The sequence below is a fragment of the Paenibacillus sp. FSL R7-0026 genome (genome assembly GCF_038004485.1).
Classification (GTDB): domain Bacteria; phylum Bacillota; class Bacilli; order Paenibacillales; family Paenibacillaceae; genus Paenibacillus; species Paenibacillus xylanexedens_A.
Genome location: NZ_JBBORG010000001.1, coordinates 3623600 through 3646120 on the forward strand (window position 1 = coordinate 3623600; position 22521 = coordinate 3646120).

The following is a 22521-nucleotide window of genomic DNA, read 5'->3' on the forward strand; positions in this document are numbered from 1 at the left end:
ATTTCTCTCCAAATCAAAAAGAACCCTCCCGCAGGAGCGTTCTCCGTGATTGATTCGTGTATCATTAGCCTAAGCGTACATTAGATCCATATACCCGCGAGTTACATCTCCACCTTCGGCTGGTTCGGGTTGGTCTGCCTGTGCGTGTTCTGCCATGCAAGCCTTCACTGCTTCCTCTGTTGTACAACGATTTGCATCGTCACATGTGTAGCATAATTGAAGCATATATCTGGTTAATTCATCCGCCTGCGTGAATTGAGTTTGACCGTTGGTTCTCATCTTCATCACTCCTTCTCTTGTTGAGTTAAATATATCACCTTCTAGTGGATTTATTTGTGATTTATTTCACAAACAAAGTAAAAAAGAAAGGAACCCTTAGGCTCCTCTCCTTTCTCCTATCTATTCACATCGATAACACTCTACGTTTATAGTACTTTCCAATGTACACCGCCATCTACCGTTTGCAATAACAACGATCTTTTGGCATCTGTATTTTCAACCAATATCCAGCCAAGCTTGGGGGTAACCATCTGCATCTTCACAATCTCCGGATAGTCTTCGAGAATTTTCTCCAGTACACTGCTTGCAGGAAGAGCGCTCCACGTTTTGCCCGCATCCTTGGTGTGGTAGGTTATGCCCTTTTGCATCGCCCAACCTTCTGACGCGTTCAGAAATACCGGTGAAAGGTTACGATTCGGACCCGTTTGTTTGTTTAAAGTGAAATTGGACAATTTCCAGCTCTTTCCGCCGTCGGTGGTAAAAAATCCATTGAATGTCGTGCTCTCCCCTTTAGAACAGGACATTGACATCCAGGCTGATTGCGCTTCACGTCCAAAAAATTGTGGTGAACTAACACTGAAATTACCACACCCGTTAAATTTGTTTCGATCAAAGAAGGATGGTCCAGTATTCCAGTTCTTTCCGCCGTCTGATGTTACATACAACTTCGGTGTGCCGAACTCCAGCGCTGTTAAGAAACCATGCTTTGGATCCGAGAAAGTCATCCCCGTGGTGTACCCACGTTTGGAAATCTCTTCTGCTTCCTGTTTGCCGTCTTCATTACTCGATGACATGCGGTTCCAGGTGATTCCACCGTCCTCGGTAAAGTAGAGTTTCTTCTCCTGTTTACCAATAGCGGTATCGACCGTAGTGAGAATCCAGCCTTTTTCAGGAGATACAAATGAGATCGCAGTCACTTTATCCGTCTTGGACAGAGAAGACAGACTCCATGTTACGCCCCCATTGTTGGTGCGAAGCACCATGGTATCTGTTCCACCCATGCCTTCACGAACAATCCAACCGTGCGCACGATCTACAAAATAAATGCTTTGTCCATATTTAGGGTTAGCCGGAAATTGTACATTTTCCGAAGGTGAAATATTGGTCCAGGTCTTTCCCTGATCCTGAGTGTAGTACAGGCGCAGCGCATTCCTCGTCACACCCCACGCCAATCCTCCGTTGTCATTGAGCAACTGAAAATCGGTCAAACGGGTCTGTATTTGGTACTTGGCCATATCTGCAGATTCTGTACTGTTCACAGGGGGAACGACAGTTAACGTCTGCCCTGTATTCCCGGCGTCCTCCTGCTGCTGCGGAGGTTCTGCTACCGGAGGTTGATCTGAGTCGGTGCATGCAGCCAATACAGCTGCTATACCTATAGACAGCAATGCTGTCTGCGCGATTTTAATCCATTGCGAACGCAAGTGGGCTCCACCTCTCTCATCCAATATACAGGCGCGCATGCCTGTCCTATGGCGTTTTATTTACGATTCATCAGAATCCACTGCTCCTATTCTACCACAAACCTTATGTAAAAGGCTCATTGCCCACTCATGGTCGGCCCGCTCCCTTTTTCCAGCTCATACTCTGGGCTATAGGTCGCACACATATTACCATTAATTTTATCCTAAACTGTTTTTCGACGGAATAATTGGTAAAAAGACATGAAATGTGAACTATTTTATAGACAACACTCGCTTTATATTCTCTAATCCCTTAATATGGATGGGAGTATAACCCAAAAAGGAGAGGATATGAACATGACAAATAGTGCAGCTCTGAAACCAAGTCGTGTCGTGATTGTAGGCATGGGTGCGGTGGGAACAACAACGGGATACACGCTAATGTTGAGACAGCGTTCGTCCGAGTTGGTATTTGTGGATGTGAATCATGATAAAGCAACCGGCGAAATGCTGGATATGAACCACGGTCTTCCATTTACGGGAGGCGTGAAAGTATGGGCTGGCGATTATTCCGACTGCAAAGATGCAGATATCATTATTATTACAGCCGGTGCTTCCCAGAAGCCGGGCGAAACTCGGATTGATCTGCTGAAGAAAAATGCAAGCATTTTCAAAGATATTATTGAGCGCATTACTGAAGTGAATTCTCATGGTATTTTACTGATTGCAACCAATCCTGTAGATATTTTGTCCTATACTTCATGGAAACAAAGCGGATGGCCTGCTTCCCGTGTCATCGGCTCAGGTACATTGCTCGATAGCGCACGTTTCCGTTACCTGATTGGTAAGAATAAAGGGATCGACCCGCGTAGTATTCACGCACACATTATTGGTGAGCATGGAGATTCCGAAGTACCGGTATGGAGCCTGGCTAACGTTGCAGGAACAGATCTGAAATTGGATGAAGAAACACAACAGGATATCTTCGACCGCACCAAAAATGCAGCGTATGAGATTATTAATGCCAAAGGCGCGACTTCCTATGCAATCGCCCTTGCTCTGGACCGCATTGTAGCTGCAATTCTCGGCAACGAAGGCTCCGTTCTGAACGTATCCACGTACCTTGAAGACTACAATGGTGTATCGGATGTTTATCTGGGTGTTCCATGTGTCGTAGATCGCAACGGTGTGCGCGAAATTCTACCTCTTCCACTGAATGAATCCGAGAAAGTGGCTTTCCAGGCATCTGCTAACAAATTAAAAGAACAAATCGCTGGATTGGAATAATCCAAGTATAAAAAATAACCACCTGTATTCCTGTATTAAGGAGTACTCAGGTGGTTATTAGCTTTCTAAATTTCATTTAGTTTACATAACATTTGTTCCGTTAATTTTTATCTTTGAACATTTTTTAATTCAAAATTTCGAATCATTCGATGTCAATCGTTACAGTGTATTACTAATTACCAACTCTCCGTTACTCTAAATACCACATCAACTGTGTTCGAGCCTGGACCACCAATATTCGATACGGCTAAAGTTACAACCTGATTTTCCGGAAGAGTGAAATCCAAAAGTTCTGAAGAAGCCAATATTTTGGTATTCCCTGCTCCCCCTCCTGTAATGCCTTGAAACACCACTTCTCCACCTGTAATTGTTGTAGAGGTATTGTTGACTAGCAGTGCGGTCTCGCTATCAGGAATAATCGTTGTAGCTGTGGGATAATTAACAAAAGTTCCATTTAACGTCCCTCCTACAAGCACTTGGTAACTTAGATCTACGGATGAAATAACATTAATTTCTTCCAAATTCACCTGTACCGAATTCGTTCTAGCCGAACCCGCTGGAAACACAGCTTTTCTTGTAAATGAAATGACGGGTGTTAATGTTGATGTAACATTTGTTATTCTTCTTCTTTCGGAAGTGACTCTATAGGTTGGTTCATATTTTCCGATAATACTATATTGTCTTCCACCCACAAATATACTATAAGCAACACCGGTTCCATTATTGGCGACTTGCGCTCTTAAGGGAAGATTTGGATCAACAAAGCTTGTTTGACCTGTTGGGGAGAATCGATGAACGGTAACTACCTCTTGGGCTAACGTTACGGGATCAGGGATAACCACTCTAAATTCGATCACTCCGTAACCATACCATGTAAACACAATTTGGTATATATTTCCTTTTGATAAGTTTAGTGTAGCTCCGCTTGGTCCTGTCCCGTTTAATGGATCTACATTCCATAAGCTTTGAGGAACTGTCGTATCAACTCCTGCTCTACGTACGGTTACAAATACCGTAGTACTGTTCACTCCAAAAAAGGCTCCGTTTTGAGTATCAAATAATCCCCATTGTGCCACTTGGTTACCTATGGGCAGAGAAGGAATCCGTACGCCTATCCCCGCCTCTCCTGCATATCCCGGTTCATATCGTCCTCGCAATACACTTTCTAAAACGGCCGAATCTACGCCACTGGCAGTGTTGCTCAAATTATACTCAGTCGCGTTATTTGTAACCGTGCCAGCCCCAGTAGTCGTAACTGCATCTCTAAGGATCGATAGACCATACACAGAGGTTAGCTCCACAATTGGAGTTTTTTGTGCTACACGCAACTCATCGAATTGCGAACTGACATTTGGTCCAATATTGGAGATGATAATATCTGACAATGTTTCTCCTCCTTTGCAGAAAGAGGGAGAAGAAGTGAATATTCTTCTCCCCGCTTTTTATTGACTACCATTCTTCAGTGACACTAAAGGTTGCGGTGACAGAATTCGTACCACCACTTAAGTTAGCTACAGCCAGCGTGACAAATTCAGTGTCTGGTAATTGAAAATCCAATAATGACGCAGAAGCTAAAATTCTGGCACTGCCTTCTACGCCAGCTGCTAAGCCTTGTAGTAGTACTTGACCTCCAGTAATGGTCGTTAGCGTACTATTTACTAACAGACCTGTCTCCGAGTTTGGAATATTCGTCGTTGCCGTTGGATACGTTGCAAAGGCTCCATTAATGGTTCCGCCTAATATGATCTGGTAGTATATATCGTCTGAGGTTACAAGGTCGATTCCTTCAAGTTTTACACTGACTGAATTCGTTCTGCCTGAACCTGCCGGAAAAGTTGCTTTTCTTTGGAAGGCCAAAATCGGTGTCAGAGTCCCGGTTGCAGTTACAGTTCTTCTTTCAGAAGTAATTCTGAATACCGGACTATATCTGCCCACAATGCTATATTGTCTTCCTCCAACAAATAAATTAAGTGCAGATGCTGTTCCACTATTCGAGATTTCAGCACGAAGAGGAAGATTAGGATCGGCCAAACTTGTTTGCCCGCTTGGTGAGAATCGTTGAACGGTGATTACTTCTTGCGCTAAAGTCGTAGGATCAGGAATAACGACCCTAAACTCAATGACCCCATAACCGTACCAAGTAAATAAAATTTGAAATATATTCCCCTTAGCCAGACTAAGCGTAGCTCCGCTAGGACCGGTTCCATCTAATTTATCAACGTTCCAGGAAGCCTGAGGAATAATCGTGTCAGATCCTGCTCTTCTGACTGCTATAAATATTCCGTTTGCCACACTCTGGCCAAAAAACAAACCATTTTGGTCATCAAAAAGTCCCCATCTCACCACTTGTGTTCCAGTAGGGGCAACAGGCAATCGCACACCGATCCCTGCTTCTCCAGCATACCCTGACTCATACCTTCCCCGTTCTGAGCTTTGAAGTATTGCCGTATCTGCTCCAGATGCTGTCGTGGTTAATTGAAACTCTGTGTTGTTGGTTCCAACCGTTGCAGCACCCAAAGTAGAGACGATGTCTCTTAGGTTAGATAGACCATATACTGAAGTCAATTCAATAATCGGCGTTTTTTCACTTGCTCTTAATTCGCTAAATTCAGAACTAACATTTGGGCCTACTCCCACTATAGTTACGGTAGGGTCTACTGTACCAGTTACTCCGGTTGCTCCAGTTGCACCAGTTACACCAGTTACTCCGGTTACACCAGTTACACCAGTTACTCCGGTTATACCAGTTACTCCAGTTGATCCGGTTGCTCCAGTTACTCCGGTTGATCCGGTTACTCCAGTTGCACCAGTTGCACCAGTTGCACCAGTTGCACCAGTTGCACCAGTTACTCCAGTTGCTCCAGTTACTCCAGTTACTCCAGTTACTCCAGTTACTCCAGTTACTCCAGTTACTCCAGTTACTCCAGTTACTCCAGTAGCTCCGGTATCTCCAGTAGCTCCGGTATCTCCAGTAGCTCCGGTTACACCAGTTACTCCAGTTGCACCAATAACTCCAGTCGCCCCAGTTTCTCCAGTTACACCAATAGCTCCGGTTACACCAGTTGCCCCAGTCACTCCAGTTTCTCCGGTTGCTCCAGTTATTCCGGTTGCACCAGTTATTCCGGTTACACCAGTAGCTCCAGTTTCACCAGTTACTCCAGTTGCTCCGGTTGCTCCAGTTACACCAGTTACACCAGTTACTCCAGTTGCACCAGTTACTCCAGTAGCTCCGGTATCTCCAGTAGCTCCGGTATCTCCAGTAGCTCCGGTATCTCCAGTGGCTCCGGTTACTCCAGTTGCACCAGTCACTCCAATTACTCCGGTTACTCCAGTTACTCCAATTACTCCGGTTACTCCAGTTACTCCAGTTACTCCAGTTACTCCAGTTGCACCAGTTACTCCAGTTGCTCCGGTATCTCCAGTAGCTCCGGTATCTCCAGTAGCTCCGGTTACTCCAGTTGCACCAGTCACTCCAATTACTCCAGTATCTCCAGTTGCCCCAGTCACTCCAGTTACTCCGGTTACTCCGGTTACTCCGGTTGCACCAGTTTCTCCAGTTACACCAATAGCTCCGGTTACTCCAGTATCTCCAGTTGCCCCAGTCACTCCAGTTGCTCCGGTTGCTCCAGTTGCCCCAGTCACTCCAATTACTCCGGTTACTCCAGTTGCACCTGTTGCACCAGTGGCTCCGGTTACACCACTACTTCCAGTAGCTCCAGTCACCCCGGTAACTCCCGTGGACTCATTTGCACCTAACAATTCTGAAGATACAATACGATGGGGCGTTACAAGCTGCCCAGCAGAATTTTTTCCCCAAACTGATATTTCTACTTGCTGCTCTGCGAGACCACTTGTTGTAAAGATAAATTCAAATACATCCAGGTTTGCAAAGTAATTCTTCGTTATTGCTTGATTCGGACTTATACTAATAAGTTCAAGTACATATAGAGTTCTGATTCCATTCAGATAATATCCTTGAATTAAGATGCTCGCATTATTGACCAGATCTCTATTATCGATCTTAATCGTCAACTGTTGTGTTGGCCTCACGCCACTAACTGGATTATTCTCAATCGGTCCAGTTGATAAAGTAGCCATGTCATCCCTCCCCTCACATGCATATTAATTTTTGGCATCACCTAACTTCTTTACATAAGGTATTCCAATTATTGCTTAGGGTGAGAGTGATCGCATAATTCAGTATTTGAGAACTCAAAAAGCCTGTCACTTGGACAGGCTTCTCTAAATCTAATTATTCAATAGCTAATTGTTCAACCCAAATGCGGGAAGTTTAACGTCCAGCAGAGCCATAGCCTCTTCTTTCTCCCGGCTGGTTACGTGAGTGTACACGGTTGTTGTTTGAATCGACGCGTGACCAAGCAGCTCCTGCACGGTACGCAAGTCGGCTCCACGCCGTAACATCATGGTCGCAAACGAGTGACGTAGCTTATGACTGGAGTAATTTTGACGTTGATTAGCCGGTGATTCCTGCTGGAAACGTTCAAAGGTTTCTGTAGATATGAGCTGGATGCTGCGAATCGACAGCCTCTTCCCTTTCTGCGAGACAAATAGTGCTTCCTCTTTTGGCCGCCAAGGATCGAGACGCTCAGCCATAGCTTGAGATAACACATCCGCCACGGTCTCTGGTACAGGGAGCGAGCGCCATTTACGACCTTTACCGAATACGTCCAATGTACGCCGCGCCGCGTTATAGTCTTTGCAATCCAGAGCATGCACTTCTCCAACCCGTAATCCCATATATCCCATCAATAGAAAAACAGCCAGATTACGTGTGCGATACTTCCCATCTACCGACTCCAGAAAACGTGTCAGCCCACTTTCATCAAGGAAAACGGGCGCACGGTTTTTCTCGGTTTTGGATTTTTTGATCCCAAAAGCCGGATTATTGGTTAACAATTCGAGTTCAATGAGGGACTTGTAAAAACAGTTCACCGCCGCATGTTTGCGATTTCTCGTGGCATCACTAACCCCACGCTCCCGAGCGCGGGACAGAAAAGACAGCACATGCAACTTTTTGACCTGCTCCAGTGATTTTCCTTGAATGGAGACCAGGAATTCCACCACGTCACCCGTGTATGATTTTACCGTATGGCCTGTATATCCGGCGTCCTTCATCCATATGTGAAAAGCTTCTAGCTCGTCCGCATATTGCTCCTGGATCTCCTCAGTCATCATCTGTCTACGTCACCTCGATTCGATTCTTTATAAGTTGAACAGTGCTCTACGCTTCATCCACAATGACAATGTCAATCAGCGGAATGATCGCTTCGGGTTTGCCCTGACTACGGGTAAGCACAAACGATGGCAATGGATTCTCGTGCAGCCCATTCACGGATTCGCAGATCTGAGTATATAAATCCATATGCAACGTCTCGCCTTCGCCCGCCACATCAATAACAGGCCAATCGTTCTGAACGCAAGCAGGCCAGTAAGCCAGTTCGTTCGCCGGCACAATGCTTAATTGTTGAATGGACGGATCAATACGGTAGATCCCTTGCCGTTCAGGTTCATCGCCCAGCTTGTCCACGGCAAGTATTCGAGCAGACTGCTCATCTGGTGCAGAATAGAGTGAATAACACCACGGAGTCACGCCCCAGGCAATCGCCATCAGACCTTCTTCCAGCAGCGTATCCAACAGTTCACCTTCCGCAAATTGTTCGATCAGATTATGGTTACCTGATCCAATCAGTTCCTCCACACGCTTAGCGAGTCGAGGCAGGTCAGCGAGAATAAATCCCCCTCTGCCATAGGAGTCAAACACATGATGGTTTCTGCTCCACACAGCTTGAGATGGTGAACTCAACGACGCTGCTTCTGCCGGGAAAAGCGATATATATACGGTGATAACTTGCGCATACTTAACCATTGCAAGTTGTTCGGGTTCGAGTGTACCTTCAGCAATACGAGGTGTTTTCATATGCAGGGAGATTCGAAGTTCGTATTCCCCTTCTGCAAATGCTGCCCAACCAAGATTAACAGACTGTTCAACGCCTTCAATAGATGCAATGGAGATTGTGCTATCTGGTTTCAGGTTAACAGCATACTGCACGTATGCCAGCTCCTGACCATAGATGATATTGGCATCCTGACGATTGACGGGTGAATCCAACTGTTGTGCAATGACAGATACTTTACGTCCATCCTTCAGAAGGCGCTGCGGATCAATATCTAACTGTAGGTCACCTGTACCTCCTGATTGTGAAACAATTAATTGCGCCTCGGCAAGTACGGTTGAGTCAGCTAATGCAAATCCAAAAGCTGCATTTTGATGATCTGAATTCGTATGTAATGGTGTGTTCATGATACATCCCCTCTCTTATGTCTGATGGCATGTCACATCCCCAAATATATTTCATATTTGGCTTAGCCGCAACCCCGCCCCCGTGATTAAGTTCGTCACGTCCCTTATTACTTACCCATATATGAAGAAAATTCCAACCTTCCCCTGCTGTTATCATCCTTTATCTTTCTATATAAAAAATCCCCATCCCGCTCCGCCTAAGCGATACGTAATGAGGAAAATTGAAGATGTTCTCGACTAGTTTACTTATCCTTCGCTCTCAAAGCACTGGAGATCCGGCGTGCCGGATTCAGATGACTGTAATGCCGTCCATACGCAAAGTAAATGATCAATCCGATGATCAACCAAGCAAAAAACGTAATCCATGTCAGAGCCGCAAGGCGTGTCATCAAGTATACACAACCCAAGGCACTCAGAATCGGAATCAGTGGCACAAGTGGAACGCGGAAGCCGCGTTTGAGATCAGGGTTATTTTTACGCAACACGATAATGCCCAGACTTACAACTGCAAAAGCAAACAACGTTCCGATGTTCGTAAGCTCCGCCAAATGTCCCAACGAGATGAACCCGGAGAACAGAGCCACGATAATGCCTGCAACCCATGTCCCTACCGCTGGTGTCTGACTTTTGCCACTAACCTTGGAGAAGACCGGCGACAGCAGTCCGTCACGAGACATGGAATAGAGCAAACGTGTCTGACCATACATCATGACCAGCAATACGGTCGTAATGCCGGCAATCGCTCCAAGAGATACAATCCAGGACAAACCCTTCAGTTGAACAAATTCAAATGCAAACGCAACCGGATCACTTACATTCAACATGTTATAAGGCACAATCCCTGTGAGGATCAACGATACAACAATGTAGAGAACGGTACAGATTGCCAGTGAAGCAATAATTCCAATCGGCAAATCCCGTTGTGGCTGCTTAACTTCTTCTGCCGCTGTGGAGACCGCATCAAATCCGATGTAGGCAAAAAATACCGTCGCTGCCCCTGCAGTTACACCCGAGATGCCAAAAGGCAAAAATGGCTGCCAGTTGGTTGGCTCTACATAGAAAACACCTACACCAATGAAGATCAGCACAACAATAATTTTAATCGCTACCATGATGCCGTTCGCACGAGCCGCTTCCTTCACCCCTCGGGTAAGCAGAAAAGTGATAATTAACGTAATGACCGCAGCTGTGATGTCAAAATAGGTTCCCTTTTCCGGGCTAAACGCACTCGTCAGCGCATGGGGTAACTCCAATCCAAATCCGGACAACAACGTTTGAAAGTATCCAGACCACCCACTGGCTACCGCCGCACTTGCGAATCCATACTCCAATATCAGATCCCATCCCAGAATCCAGGCAATCACTTCTCCAAAAGCCGTATAGCTATACGTGTACGCACTACCCGATGCCGGTATGCTTGATGCAAACTCCGAGTAACACAATGCCGCGAAGGCACATATGATACCTGCCAGCAAAAATGACAGTACAAGGCCCGGGCCAGCATACGTTGCGGCAGCTACACCGGTCAGCACAAAAATCCCGGTACCAATAATAGCTCCTACGCCAAGTGTGGTTAAGTCCAACGGACCAAGTGCCCGTTTCAATGCACTGTTGTTATCGCCCCCGGTGGCAATTGGTTTTTTACGAAATAATGAAGATCGTTGTTCGTTCTCACGCATAGTCATGTTCCTCTCGTCATGAATCTTGAATGTGCAATATGTGCTGTGGATGTAGCAGAGATTGGATGGCTTCCCATCTGTTCTATGAAAAAGTCATTTGTTCTATCTTATCGATCACCTATAAAAAACCTATTGAATTCTACACGTTATCGCGTTGCTTGGTTAAATTTATTTTTAAAGATCACTTATTTTGTTCTTTTTTCGCGAAAATTATCATGATCTGTTGCACGTGGTTGAATATGAAAATCGATTTAAAACAAAACTGCGTATAATTTATATTATGCGTAGTTTTTATGAGCCTATTTTTCCGCAAAAAACATCTTATATACCTTGTTATCTGAAGTTGATAAAAAGAGAGCTCTTTTCGTCTTTTTCCGCTGTATCTTTCTCCCTTATCTTGTCTAATTGGACGATATGTAAGCATGTAAAAGAGCCACATATCATTATGCGGCTCTTTATTTCTTACTATAGGTTCACGAGAAAGCAATTCTCTCTGCATCTGACATCCGGTATTGGGATAACAAATAATCTTTGCTTTGCATCGCCGCATGACGAATTGCGTCCAGATCAACATTCAACAGCTTACCCTCTCGCTTCACGAGTCTACCTGCCACAAAGACCGTATCCACATTGGATGGATTGGCAAATTGCACAACAGCGCCGATTGGATCATGAACGGGGAACATATTCAGATCGGTGGTACGAATCATGATTAGATCCGCTTCCTTCCCTGGGGTCAACGTACCCACCTTCTGCTCCAATCCCAATGCTTGGGCACCAGCTGAAGTTGCAAATCTCAGCACTTGGCTGGACTGCAAGTTCAACTCACCAGGCATCTCACCCTGCTGCAGAAGTTGTTCATTAGCTCTGGATCGTTCAGCCTGAAGTGCAAACTTCATCTGCGAGAACATATCTCCGCCTGTGGACGTCACTACATCTACACCAAGTGTAGGGGTTCCCCCGTGTTCAAGAAAATAGCCGGTGGCCGGATATCCATGACCCATCATCATTTCAACCTCAGGTGTGACCGACAAGGAAGCACCGCTATCTGCCAGCATTTTGTATTCATCCATGCCCATCGTGTTACCGTGAACAATATTCACTCGTGGACTTAACAGTCCCGCTTCGTACATGTGACTAATGGAGCGATCCACAGATCCCCAACTGCCAAATCCGGCATGCATGGAACAGATGGCATCCAGCTCCTGTGCTAGTTCGATCTCTTTCACGGTTGTATCCCAATGACTGAATTCTGGACCGCGAATGGCCAGCCCATAAGTAAGTAATTGATCCCGTGATGAAAAATAACGTTCTTTGACTCTTCTCACATCATTATTCGAATACGTGAGTTGACTATCCCGATTCCAGTAGTCCGTCTCACCAGGTACTCCGTGAGCAAATACCGCCCGAATGCCAGCATCCTGAAGTCCACGAATCAGTTCATCCGTATGGTCAGGGGAATATGGCATGCTCCAATCCATTACTGTCGTCACTCCTGCGTTAAGCGCTTCCAAGGAACCGAGCAGGTTGGCAATATAACTATCTTGTGGGCGGAGCTTGCTTCCCATCGCACCATAATAGAGATTTTGCAAATAAACTGGTAGCGACCAGTTGGTTCCCGCTGTTTTGACAAGTGATTCCCACATATGCCGATGCGTGTCCACCAGCCCAGGCATAATAATCATCGATGAAGCATCAATGATCTCCGCATCCGGAATATCCAGGTCGGGCTGAACCGCCATGATCAGTGAATCCTGAATCAGAACGTCCGCCCTCTTATACTGTCCAATTTTAGCATCCATCGACAACACACAGCCATTTTTCAACAGATAACTTGTCCGCACAAGAAACATCTCCCATCTATTTTGGTTTGAAAGACGATCACATCCTGCTTACGAATCCGTACTGCTTCTGACTATTTTTTCGCTAGTATATATACATTATATAGTTATTGTTAGTATTTATCAATTTTGGAATTTGCGTTTCGCCCGAAATCTTCTAACCTTCATCAGATTGCCACACATCTTATCATCACAGTACTTCTGTGTTCTGCTTCGGGTATCATCATAGAACATCCAGCGACAATCCGAATTATCACAGATCCGAATCCTGCCCCCTTCTCCCTCCACCAAAGTCACAGCAAAATCAGCAGCTACTTCAGCCATAACCTGATGCCAATGAGCTTCTACTGCTACCAGTTGGAGTTTCAGTTCCTGATCAATTGTATTCAATTTTCTTATCACATGCCCTGCTTCCATAAAGCCATTCAACCATTGTTTTTCTATATCCGTTAATGATGCTCCAGAAGATAAGCGGGCTCCAAGAGCTATCAATTCATTCCTGAAATTTCTCATCGACAACTCATCTTCTGGAGATGCAGGAACAGAAGCGTTAAGTTGCCATCGTTCCAGAAAGTCTTGCTGCCAGCTCGCCTTCCCCAGTCTGTCCTCCGATCGATCTCCCCCACGCCAGTCGTGATAATCGCTGTTTACAAAATCGGTCCATAACCTGTCCATATATACCTCCGTTCAGTGTAACCATCTAATTATATAAAGAAGGTTACAACTCATCTTTGTTGTGTTATATTAAGTGTAACCTTATTAATCAGTTTTAGCTAGTTACATCACAAATCACAATTATTCGCAAGGAGGAATAAGCAATGACAAAAACAACAGCACTAGATGTGTTACTTATTCAAAAGGATGATACTTGGGATCAATGTAATTGGATTGTACCTTTGTCGAAATCCTTGGAGGGTCTTACAGCAGAACAAGCAGCCTGGATTCCACCCTCAGGGGGATTAAGCATCTGGCAGTTGGTTAACCATATGTATTATTACAACCATCGCTTATTGTGTCGCATGCAAGGTAAGGAGCCCACCCTTCCTGCTGTAGACTCCAATGAATACACATTTGGGAATCCTGGAGATGCAACGGACGCAGCTGGATGGAATACACTGCTACAGGCTACAACTCGATTAGCCCAACAGTTGCGAGATCAATTAGCTACACTACAAGAGTCTGATCTTGAAGCCTCATATATGGACTCCGAAGAGAAATGGGCACACGAACTGGCTCGCTGGGTACTCCATGATGCGTATCACGCAGGTCAGATCGTGCTCCTTCGCAGACAGCAAGGAAGCTGGAAAATCATTTTCTAAAAAAAATGCTTGAACTGCTAGCGCTTACAGGAATAAGATGAACTTATTAATGTTACAGCTTGTTCAACACACTATATAATTGAATAGGATCTTCGGGGTAGGGTGCAATTCCCAACCGGCGGTGATGTTCTTCGGAACCAGCCCGCGACTCGCTATTAGTTCTTAACGAAGGACATCTAGCGACTGACTTGGTGTGAATCCAAGGCCGACGGTACAGTCCGGATGAGAGAAGATCAACACATTGACATGCCGTTCACGGGAAGGCCTCTTTCCTGACGCATGTCCTTGGATGAGCCCCCGTTTATTTGGTTTATACCAAAACGGGGGCTTTTGTCGATTTTGCCAACTGAAGATTCCGTGTTCTGACGAAGGAGTCCTGAATATGGAAAAGACATCAGCAGCATCACCTGTTTACCGCAAGGAACGAAGTAATACCGGATTCTGGCTTGTAGTTCTCGGCGCCGCTTTATGGGGTGTCGACCCACTCTTCCGCATTATTTTGCTAAATACGATGACATCCACGCAGATTGTACTGGTGGAACACATCATCGTCAGTCTTATTGCCATTCCCGTACTGTGGAAATTTCGAGCTGATCTGAAAAACCTGCGTGCTCGCCACTGGATTGCCGTGATTTTTATTTCATGGGGAGGATCAGCACTCGCAACGGTATTGTTCACCATGGCACTAACACATAACGATCCGAATACGGTGCTTTTATTGCAAAAAATGCAACCACTCTTCGCTATCGTGCTGGCTAAACTGTTATTAAAAGAAACGTTACCACGCCGCTTCGGTGGATTGTTCTTCATTGCATTAGCAGGAACCTACCTGCTTACATTTGGCTTCACATTGCCATTAGGTAACTGGGACAACTGGATTCATGCTGGAAGCTTGTTATCCCTTGGGGCTGCTGCCTTATGGGGAGGTTCAACCGTTATGGGCCGATTGATGCTGGGGCAGGCGCGTTATGAAACGGTAACCTCCCTGCGCTTTGTCGTTGCTCTCCCGCTCCTGATCTTTATGACGTGGAACGAAGGTGCGGCATGGACATTTCCGTCCGGAACGGGTGAACAGACTGCTGTCATCCTCAACATTCTCGGTCAGGCATTGTTACCAGGTTTGCTCAGTCTTCTGTTGTATTACAAAGGTCTGTCGTCAACCAAAGCATCTGTTGCAACACTCGCAGAACTTAGCTTCCCGATGGCGGGTGTGTTGGTGAACTGGATTGCTTTCCGTACGCTGATCACATGGGAGCAGCTGCTTGGTTTTATCTTAATCTGGGTTGCCCTCTTTGCCATTTCCAAACAGCAGGAACGATCATCAACTGCGGCCGATGCGGCTCCGAAGCTGCGTACAGAGTAAGTGGATATATCTGAGGTTCACATATTAACAAATAGAAAAATAAAACCACTGCACATCAAATTAGATGAGCAGTGGTTTTTTTATTTCCATGACTCGATATTACTCGTTCATTTTCTCAATTAGCAATATGAACTATTAACCCTGTGCTTTATTTCTATATCGCAAAAGCAAATCCCCCTCTTTTCCCTCCAATCTCATAACGAATATGCATATCATTGCACTACGTCCCTTCAATGTTTTGTCTTTTGTCTAATCCGGTGGTACGATGACATATGGAATAAACAGATGAATTATATTCAGAGAGGAACGATCATGATGTCTTCATTCTCATATACCTCCTACGACGCCGTAGGTTTGGCTGAACTGATCCGATCCCGGGAAGTATCCCCGGTTGAAATGCTTGAAGCGGCGTTTGCACGCCTTGAAGAAGTGAATCCGCAACTTAATGCGGTTATTCGTACATATGAATCTCGCGCACGTGAGGAAGCCGGTTTGGTTCGCCCTGGAGAACAACCTTTTGCCGGGGTTCCCCTGCTCTTGAAAGATATTTCGCAATCCTTGGAAGGTGAATTTCTGACTTCAGGCTCCCGTTTGTTCAGCGAGCATCGTGCATTACGCAATTCCAATTTTGTCACTCGACTCCGTGATGCAGGCTTTATCTTCATAGGACATACCAATACGCCTGAATTTGGTTTGAAAAATATTACCGAGCCCCGTCTTCATGGTCCCACTCGCAATCCATGGAATATCAATCACTCCCCGGGTGGTTCAAGTGGGGGTGCCGCTGCCGCTGTAGCTTCGGGTATTGTTCCTCTTGCCGGAGCCAGTGACGGAGGAGGTTCGATTCGTATCCCAGCTTCCTTTAGCGGATTGTTTGGATTAAAGCCAACCCGCGGGCGCACACCTGTAGGACCGGGAGTTGGTCGTCAATGGCAAGGCGCATCGATTGATTTTGCCCTCTCTCGCTCGGTTCGGGACAGTGCTGCATTGCTTGATACGTTACAAGTCATTCAGCCCGAAGCTGCGTTCCATGCTCCACTCTTTCCAGGCAGTTACTTGGCTGATATGAGCTATCCACATCAACGCAAACTGAAAATTGCATACACAACGGATTCACCCGTGGGTACACCTGTCAGCGCAGAAGCCAAAGAGTCTATATACAAGCTCGTGCGCTGGTTGGAAGAACAAGGTCATCATGTTGAAGAAAAACTGAGTCCCGTCAACGGAGTTCGGTTGATGGAGAATTATTACATGATGAACAGTGGTGAGATGGCTGCGATGATCTCTTCCATGGAACGATCCATGGGCCGGGCTCTGACCTCCGATGATATGGAGATTGAATCTTGGGTTCTGGCTGAAGCAGGCAAAAAGGTGTCCGCTGCGGAATTTGTACATAGCTTAGCTGAATGGGATGTAGCTGCAGCCCAGATGTCCACTTTGTTCGAGCGTTATGACTTCTACGTCACACCTGTTAATGCTTTTCCTGCGCCTAAGATTGGTGAATTAACACCTCATGACGAACAGATCCGTAATCTGATGCGAATTAGTGAATTGGACAAGACCCAGCAGCAGCAACTCATCTATGAAATGTTTGAGCCAAGTCTTACGTATACACCGTTCACCCAGCTTGCAAATCTGACAGGCCAGCCTGCGATAAGTGTACCTCTGCATATGACACCTGAAGGTTTGCCAATGGGCGTTCAAGTGATGGCAACCAAGGGACGTGAAGATTGGTTATTACATCTGGCTGGACAGCTTGAACAATCAGAGCTTTGGATTGGAATGAGAGGTAATCCACTGTTCCCTGCATAAAGGCATATAATGTGGTTTGTGTTTAATTTCATCATTGGATGTTTCTGCCTGAGTAGAGTACGTCGCCATAACAGTGAATGAAAGCTTCATCTGCTCCGCATACTGAAAGCAAACAGTAGCGGAGGAATGTGACAGATGAATACAAATCAGCGCCATAAACAATCTTATCGTATCCCTGCCAAAACGGGATATGCCCTGAAAGTAAACAAGGGTTCTTTACTACGCATAACGGATCTGGAGGGACAGCAAGTCATTGATTTTGTGGCATACGATGCTACAGATGCTAACCATCGCTTGGACCCCGGCGTGACGATGGACGTATTGCGTACTTACCGAATTAAACCAGGACAGTTTGTGTATTCCAATCAATATCAACCATTACTCAAGATTGTTCGTGACACCGTTGGGGTACATGATTTCTTCAACTCTGCTTGTCGTCCAGAGATGTATGAGGTGTTATACGACAAAAAGGATCACGCGAGTTGTTATCACAATCTGAACACGGCACTGGAACCCTTCGGGATTCTACCACCCGATCAACACTATCCGTTTAACTTGTTTATGAAGTCCGTTGTAGACAGTGAAGGCAAGATTGATGTTGTAGCTCCCGACTCTCGTGCAGGAGATTATATCGAGATGGAGGCATTAATGGATCTCACAATTGGACTCTCTGCCTGTCCTTGTGAAGAAAGCTCATGCAACGGATACAACTGCACCCCAATTCAATTGGATGTGGAACTTTAACAGAATAACAAGGCCTTGACGCAGTATGAGATAAAAGTAGTTTGTTCTAATTCACTCCTTGCGGGAATACGATGACTTGTACCCATTTTCTGTGACGACTGGTACAATTCATCGAACCCGTTAAGGAGTGAACGTGTTTATGTCTGTACTGTTCAGTTATATCATTCTGGGAATATCATTGTCCGCTCCAATCGGTCCGATTAACGCCGCCCAACTCGACCGCGGAGCCCGCCACGGATTCATGCATGCCTGGATTCTAGGACTCGGCGCTATGTTTGCAGACTTGGTGTATATGCTGCTGATTTATTTTGGAGTTGCCCATTTTCTGGACACGCCGTTCATGCGCTCTTTTCTCTGGTCATTTGGCAGTTTTATTCTGATTTACACGGGAGTGGAAACGCTCTCGAAGCTGAAACAGGGCATTCAAGGTACATCTACTGCGGAAGCAACTGTTCGAAAATCTTTTATTTCCGGCTTTTTGATGGCCCTGTCCAATCCACTGAATATTTTATTTTGGCTGGGGATCTATGGCTCTATTCTCGCGACAACTGTGAAACATACGGATACCGCTCATTTGCTGCTCTACAGTTCAGGCATATTCATTGGTATTCTGGTGTGGGATGTCATTATGGCTGGCATGGCCAGTCGATTCCACAAACATAGCAGTGAAAATGTATTACGCTGGATCTCCATCATATCGGGAATCTGCCTGATCGGATTTGGTTTGTATTTTGGGTATGAAGCTGTACGTTCCATTTTTTTCTGACAACAAAATCAGACTGGACAGTCACCCAACTTCCCCCACATTAATACTGTAACGGTATCATGTGGAATGGAGTTGGGAATCAATGGCGGAGCTGTATAGTGCCGACGAAATAAACACCTTGTTTGAGCGTCTTCCATCTTGGCAGCAGGACGCTTATTCGCAATTTGGTAAAATGATCGCCGACGAAGATAATACGTATCCATGTGTACCTGGACGAATGGGATTTCTGTCAGGACATTTGAGGTACGGCTTTACGTGTGACCCCCGATCTGAAAATGCTGCCGAAGATATGGCCGATCTGCTTAGACAATATGGTCCTGTCTCCAGAGACACTGGTCATTACGCTTCCATGGTTGTGATCTGTGAGACGCCAAGTGATCTGAAAGATCATACAACGGTAGAGCAATATCAGACGTTATTCTGGCAAATGCTTAATCGGGTAAGTTCACACGATACCGAGCCGTGGCCGGAACATATTTCAACCGATCCTCATGATTCATCATGGGAGTTTTGCTTTGGCGGAGAGCCTTACTTTTGTTTCTGTGCAACTCCTGCACATGAACTCCGAGCCAGCCGGCATTTTCCTTATCTGATGTTTGCTTTTCAACCACGGTGGGTATTCGAATCCATTAATGACAACACCCCTCTTGGCCGTAAAATGAAAACCTTAATTCGCAAACGTCTCGCTGCCTATGATGCTGTACCTGCTCACCCTTCGCTGATGTGGTATGGTCAGCAGGATAATCTGGAATGGAAACAATATTTCCTGCCTGATGATGAGCAGACACCTTCCAAATGTCCATTCATGCGGATGAAGCAAGCCTTAGGCAAGTTGACGAAATAATCTTAAAGCACTCATTAATCCGTTGTACGACATCCACAAGAGTTGTTGAGAAGAGAGTTGCTTATGGTTTGGATGGTGCTGACTGCGGTGGTTTCGAGCCACGTACCTTATGAACAACATACGTGATGATCCCAAGGAACACCACAAGTCCCATACTTGCCAGCAGGCCCGTTCTGCTGGCTTTTTCCATCGCTGTCCCAGCCACAGCAGCCACAATTAATACTATGGCAATCCACACTTTGATGAGATTCCACTTTACGGGCTTCATTTTTTTAATGTACGTGATGCAGATGAGCAGCCATGTATACATTAATACCAGACTACCTGCTGTCGTCACATATTCAAACAAACTCTTGGGCATCCATAATGCCATCAACGTAGACAGGACTAATCCAGCCGCTGTGCAACACAATGCCTGAAGTGGCATGTCCTTTTTTCCCCAGGTCTTCGTGAACAGCTTTGGTGCATCTCCATCTTCCGCGAGTTTCACCAACATGGACGTAATGGCATATAACGAAGCCACCATCGTCGAGAAACCGGCTATAATCAGAATCCCGTTGAGAATGTGGACCACAACAGTGAATCCAATGGTTGACATGGCTTTGACAAGCGGACTTTCATCTGGAGTTAACTGAGCTGAAGGCACAAGCAACAGGATCAACGCAATTGCAATCACATAGAGTGTACTCACCGATAATAGCATCACTCGACCTGATTTCACTGCATCTTTTGGTTCTTTCAGGTTAGCTGCCATCAAGCCCATAACCTCTATCCCGGCAAAAGCAAAGAATGCATAGATGAAACCGGTCCATACGCCTTTACCTCCATGCGGGAACCATTCATTCTTCAATTGCTCTGGTGTTACTTTTACAGGTAACCAACCCAGACAAGCCGCTCCTGCTATAGCTATAAATGCAACCGTTGCAGCAAGTTTGATTACAGCAAGAATATTCTCCGTTTTGGTTAATCCCTTCGCTCCCAGTGCAGCAATGAACAGACCTATAGCGGCATAGATCGCAACAAATGCCCAAAGTGGAAACTTGGGAAACCAGAATTGAGAGAACAGCCCAAGTGCCGTTAATGAGCTGCCCATGATGAGCATTTCAGAGAACCAGTACATCCATCCACTACCAAAACCAGCCCAAGGTCCGAATGCTTCGCCCGCATACGTTCGAAAAGCGCCTTCCTTTGGATCTTCTGCCGTCATCTGTGCCAGCGCACCAAATACAAAGTAAGTACCTGCCGCCGCCAGCACCAACAATATAAGTACGGATATGCCAGCCCAATGAATCGCCAGACTGGTCCCTAGAAAAAATCCCGTTCCCAGTGTGCAACCCGCGCCAAACAAGGATAGGCTGAACCAACTTAGTTTTTCGTCGTCGTTTTTACGGTGTTGCTGACTTTTCATGAAGCTCCTCCTTCTGCCTTATCCCCTTACGATTTACAGGTCATGGAGGTTTTATGTCTGTATTGCCAAAAGAATTGTTATTATTATTCATAAAGATATATTTTCAATTTGATTTAAATCCGCAAAAAAGTGGTTGACTTCAATCGCTTAGAATGGTTTTCCTTTTAAACTTGGTGGTGCGTCAATGTACTGTATGAGCGATGGTAACTAAGGTGAGAAAATGATCTTTCTATTGTGAATTTTTCATATGTTGAAATATTGTAACTTTAGTCGTTATTTCTTTTAAATTGAATGTAGATTGCCTCTTTTTCGTATTTTCTCAATAGCTTTATCGTTTTTTATGATTATAGTTGTTTTAAAGAAGGGGCTCATTTCTGGGTTTTTTCCTCTTTTATCCTTTTTTACCCGTTTTCAGACTAGGCTGACGTATAGGCATTATTCTCTAGTATTTTTAACAGTCTCTTTTCCAATCATTGTTGTGAATTTTTCATATGTTGAAAATATTTTATATTTTTCATAAAAAAAGCCGCCATAATGGCGGCTTCGTGAATATTTCCAAATTAAGTCCGGCCAGTCCAATCTGCTCCGGCGATTTCTTTCCATCGTGCTCTAATCTCATCATATATTTCCTGTGGTAATGTGCCTTTAGCCACAAGGTCGGCATTTTGCTGCCAGCGATTGGGCTTGGCTGTTCCTACAATAGCCGTATCTACACCTTCGGTACTTAGTGTAAATCGCAGTGCTGTCTCCACCGCTGCCTGGGCATCTTCACCCAGAAAACCATAGTTAAGTTCGCTTAAGCGCTTCCAGTATATAAATGGATATGCCTCTTCCGAAAGTGTTTCATACGTCCAGGCCGCATTGGCAATAGGTCTTTTGGCGATTACACCCATGTTTCTCTTCCTTGCCTCAGGCAACGTAAGATCAATTGCTTCCTGATCTGCGATATTTAATGAAGTCTCCAGGCTGTCAAATACTCCGGTCTGAATCGCATATAGCGCATCTGTTGTATCCCCACTGTATCCGATAAATCTGGTCTTACCTGATTCCTTGGCACGCTGTAGTACTTCGATTACTGCTCCTTGTCGGAGTACTTCTTCAGAGCAGCTATGCAAATGGATAACATCCACATAGTCGGTTTTCAGCCGTTTCAGACTACGGTCAATTGTTTGCTCCAGTACTTTGGCATCCCAATCCGGACCTTCGATCCCGGCAGCATGTCCACATTTGGTGAACAAATAGTAGTCATCACGCCGATGTGACAGCACCTCACCGATTAATTCCTCGCTGTCACCGTAACATTCAGCCGTGTCTATCACGTTTAATCCAGCATCCAGGGCACTACTCAGCAATGTCGCTACATCCGTTTTGGATACATTTTTGCCTATTTCCGCTCCGCCAAATCCAAGTGTACTTACGTTCATGCCAGTATTACCGTACTTGCGCGTTTCCAT

At 45.4% G+C, this 22521-nt stretch carries 18 protein-coding genes and 1 riboswitch; of the genes, 7 read left to right on the forward strand and 11 right to left on the reverse strand.

What is annotated here, in order from left to right; all coding sequences use genetic code 11:
• Positions 1-69 precede the first annotated feature (69 nt).
• On the reverse strand, positions 70-279 hold the full coding sequence (locus MKY44_RS15950) for a hypothetical protein (RefSeq protein WP_100527420.1): 210 nt from the start codon (positions 277-279) through the stop codon (positions 70-72).
• 146 nt (positions 280-425) lie between these two features.
• Positions 426-1703, reverse strand: coding sequence for a WD40/YVTN/BNR-like repeat-containing protein (locus tag MKY44_RS15955; RefSeq protein WP_341007839.1), 1278 nt, complete (start codon positions 1701-1703; stop codon positions 426-428).
• A gap of 336 nt (positions 1704-2039) precedes the next feature.
• Between MKY44_RS15955 and MKY44_RS15960 the strand changes: the two genes are divergently transcribed.
• Complete coding sequence (locus tag MKY44_RS15960; protein WP_341007840.1) at positions 2040-2969, forward strand: L-lactate dehydrogenase; 930 nt, start codon at positions 2040-2042, stop codon at positions 2967-2969.
• Positions 2970-3145: 176 nt separating this feature from the next.
• On the opposite strand, the gene MKY44_RS15965 is transcribed toward MKY44_RS15960, so the two are convergent.
• From MKY44_RS15965 to MKY44_RS15995, 7 genes are all read right to left on the reverse strand, one after another.
• Positions 3146-4354, reverse strand: a complete 1209-nt coding sequence (locus MKY44_RS15965; protein WP_341007841.1) for a hypothetical protein — start codon at positions 4352-4354, stop codon at positions 3146-3148.
• 64 nt (positions 4355-4418) lie between these two features.
• Positions 4419-7067 carry a collagen-like protein gene (locus MKY44_RS15970; RefSeq protein ID WP_341007842.1) on the reverse strand — a complete coding sequence of 883 codons (2649 nt, stop codon included), beginning with the start codon at positions 7065-7067 and terminating at the stop codon, positions 4419-4421.
• Positions 7068-7232: 165 nt separating this feature from the next.
• Entirely contained in the window at positions 7233-8165 is a 933-nt protein-coding gene (locus MKY44_RS15975; protein WP_341007843.1) for a tyrosine-type recombinase/integrase, read from the reverse strand.
• A gap of 46 nt (positions 8166-8211) precedes the next feature.
• On the reverse strand, positions 8212-9291 hold the full coding sequence (locus MKY44_RS15980; RefSeq protein ID WP_341007844.1) for a hypothetical protein: 1080 nt from the start codon (positions 9289-9291) through the stop codon (positions 8212-8214).
• 242 nt (positions 9292-9533) lie between these two features.
• Positions 9534-10970: an amino acid permease gene (locus MKY44_RS15985; protein WP_341007845.1), complete on the reverse strand. Its 1437-nt coding sequence runs from the start codon at positions 10968-10970 to the stop codon at positions 9534-9536.
• A gap of 473 nt (positions 10971-11443) precedes the next feature.
• Positions 11444-12814 (reverse strand): amidohydrolase family protein, encoded by a 1371-nt coding sequence (locus tag MKY44_RS15990; protein ID WP_445670652.1) that lies wholly within the window; start codon positions 12812-12814, stop codon positions 11444-11446.
• Between the two features lie 120 nt (positions 12815-12934).
• A complete protein-coding gene (locus tag MKY44_RS15995) occupies positions 12935-13486 on the reverse strand; it encodes a CGNR zinc finger domain-containing protein (RefSeq protein WP_341007847.1) in 552 nt (183 codons plus the stop codon).
• Between the two features lie 143 nt (positions 13487-13629).
• Here MKY44_RS15995 and MKY44_RS16000 point away from each other — a divergent pair, with 143 nt between their 5' ends.
• From MKY44_RS16000 to MKY44_RS16025, 6 genes are all read left to right on the forward strand, one after another.
• Positions 13630-14130 (forward strand): DinB family protein, encoded by a 501-nt coding sequence (locus tag MKY44_RS16000; protein WP_341007848.1) that lies wholly within the window; start codon positions 13630-13632, stop codon positions 14128-14130.
• 84 nt (positions 14131-14214) lie between these two features.
• Positions 14215-14368: riboswitch (FMN riboswitch) on the forward strand.
• A gap of 144 nt (positions 14369-14512) precedes the next feature.
• Positions 14513-15493, forward strand: a complete 981-nt coding sequence (locus MKY44_RS16005; RefSeq protein ID WP_253437073.1) for a DMT family transporter — start codon at positions 14513-14515, stop codon at positions 15491-15493.
• A 315-nt stretch (positions 15494-15808) separates the two neighbouring features.
• Positions 15809-17305, forward strand: a complete 1497-nt coding sequence (locus tag MKY44_RS16010) for an amidase (RefSeq protein WP_341009870.1) — start codon at positions 15809-15811, stop codon at positions 17303-17305.
• 135 nt (positions 17306-17440) lie between these two features.
• Entirely contained in the window at positions 17441-18049 is a 609-nt protein-coding gene (locus MKY44_RS16015; protein ID WP_074095440.1) for a DUF1989 domain-containing protein, read from the forward strand.
• Positions 18050-18188: 139 nt separating this feature from the next.
• Positions 18189-18815 (forward strand): LysE family translocator, encoded by a 627-nt coding sequence (locus tag MKY44_RS16020; RefSeq protein WP_017688112.1) that lies wholly within the window; start codon positions 18189-18191, stop codon positions 18813-18815.
• An 82-nt stretch (positions 18816-18897) separates the two neighbouring features.
• Positions 18898-19659 carry a YqcI/YcgG family protein gene (locus MKY44_RS16025; RefSeq protein ID WP_341007849.1) on the forward strand — a complete coding sequence of 254 codons (762 nt, stop codon included), beginning with the start codon at positions 18898-18900 and terminating at the stop codon, positions 19657-19659.
• 61 nt (positions 19660-19720) lie between these two features.
• Here the strand turns inward: MKY44_RS16025 and MKY44_RS16030 are convergent, their stop codons facing one another.
• On the reverse strand, positions 19721-21067 hold the full coding sequence (locus MKY44_RS16030) for an amino acid permease (protein WP_341007850.1): 1347 nt from the start codon (positions 21065-21067) through the stop codon (positions 19721-19723).
• A 560-nt stretch (positions 21068-21627) separates the two neighbouring features.
• On the reverse strand, positions 21628-22521 hold the full coding sequence (locus MKY44_RS16035; protein WP_341007851.1) for an aldo/keto reductase: 894 nt from the start codon (positions 22519-22521) through the stop codon (positions 21628-21630).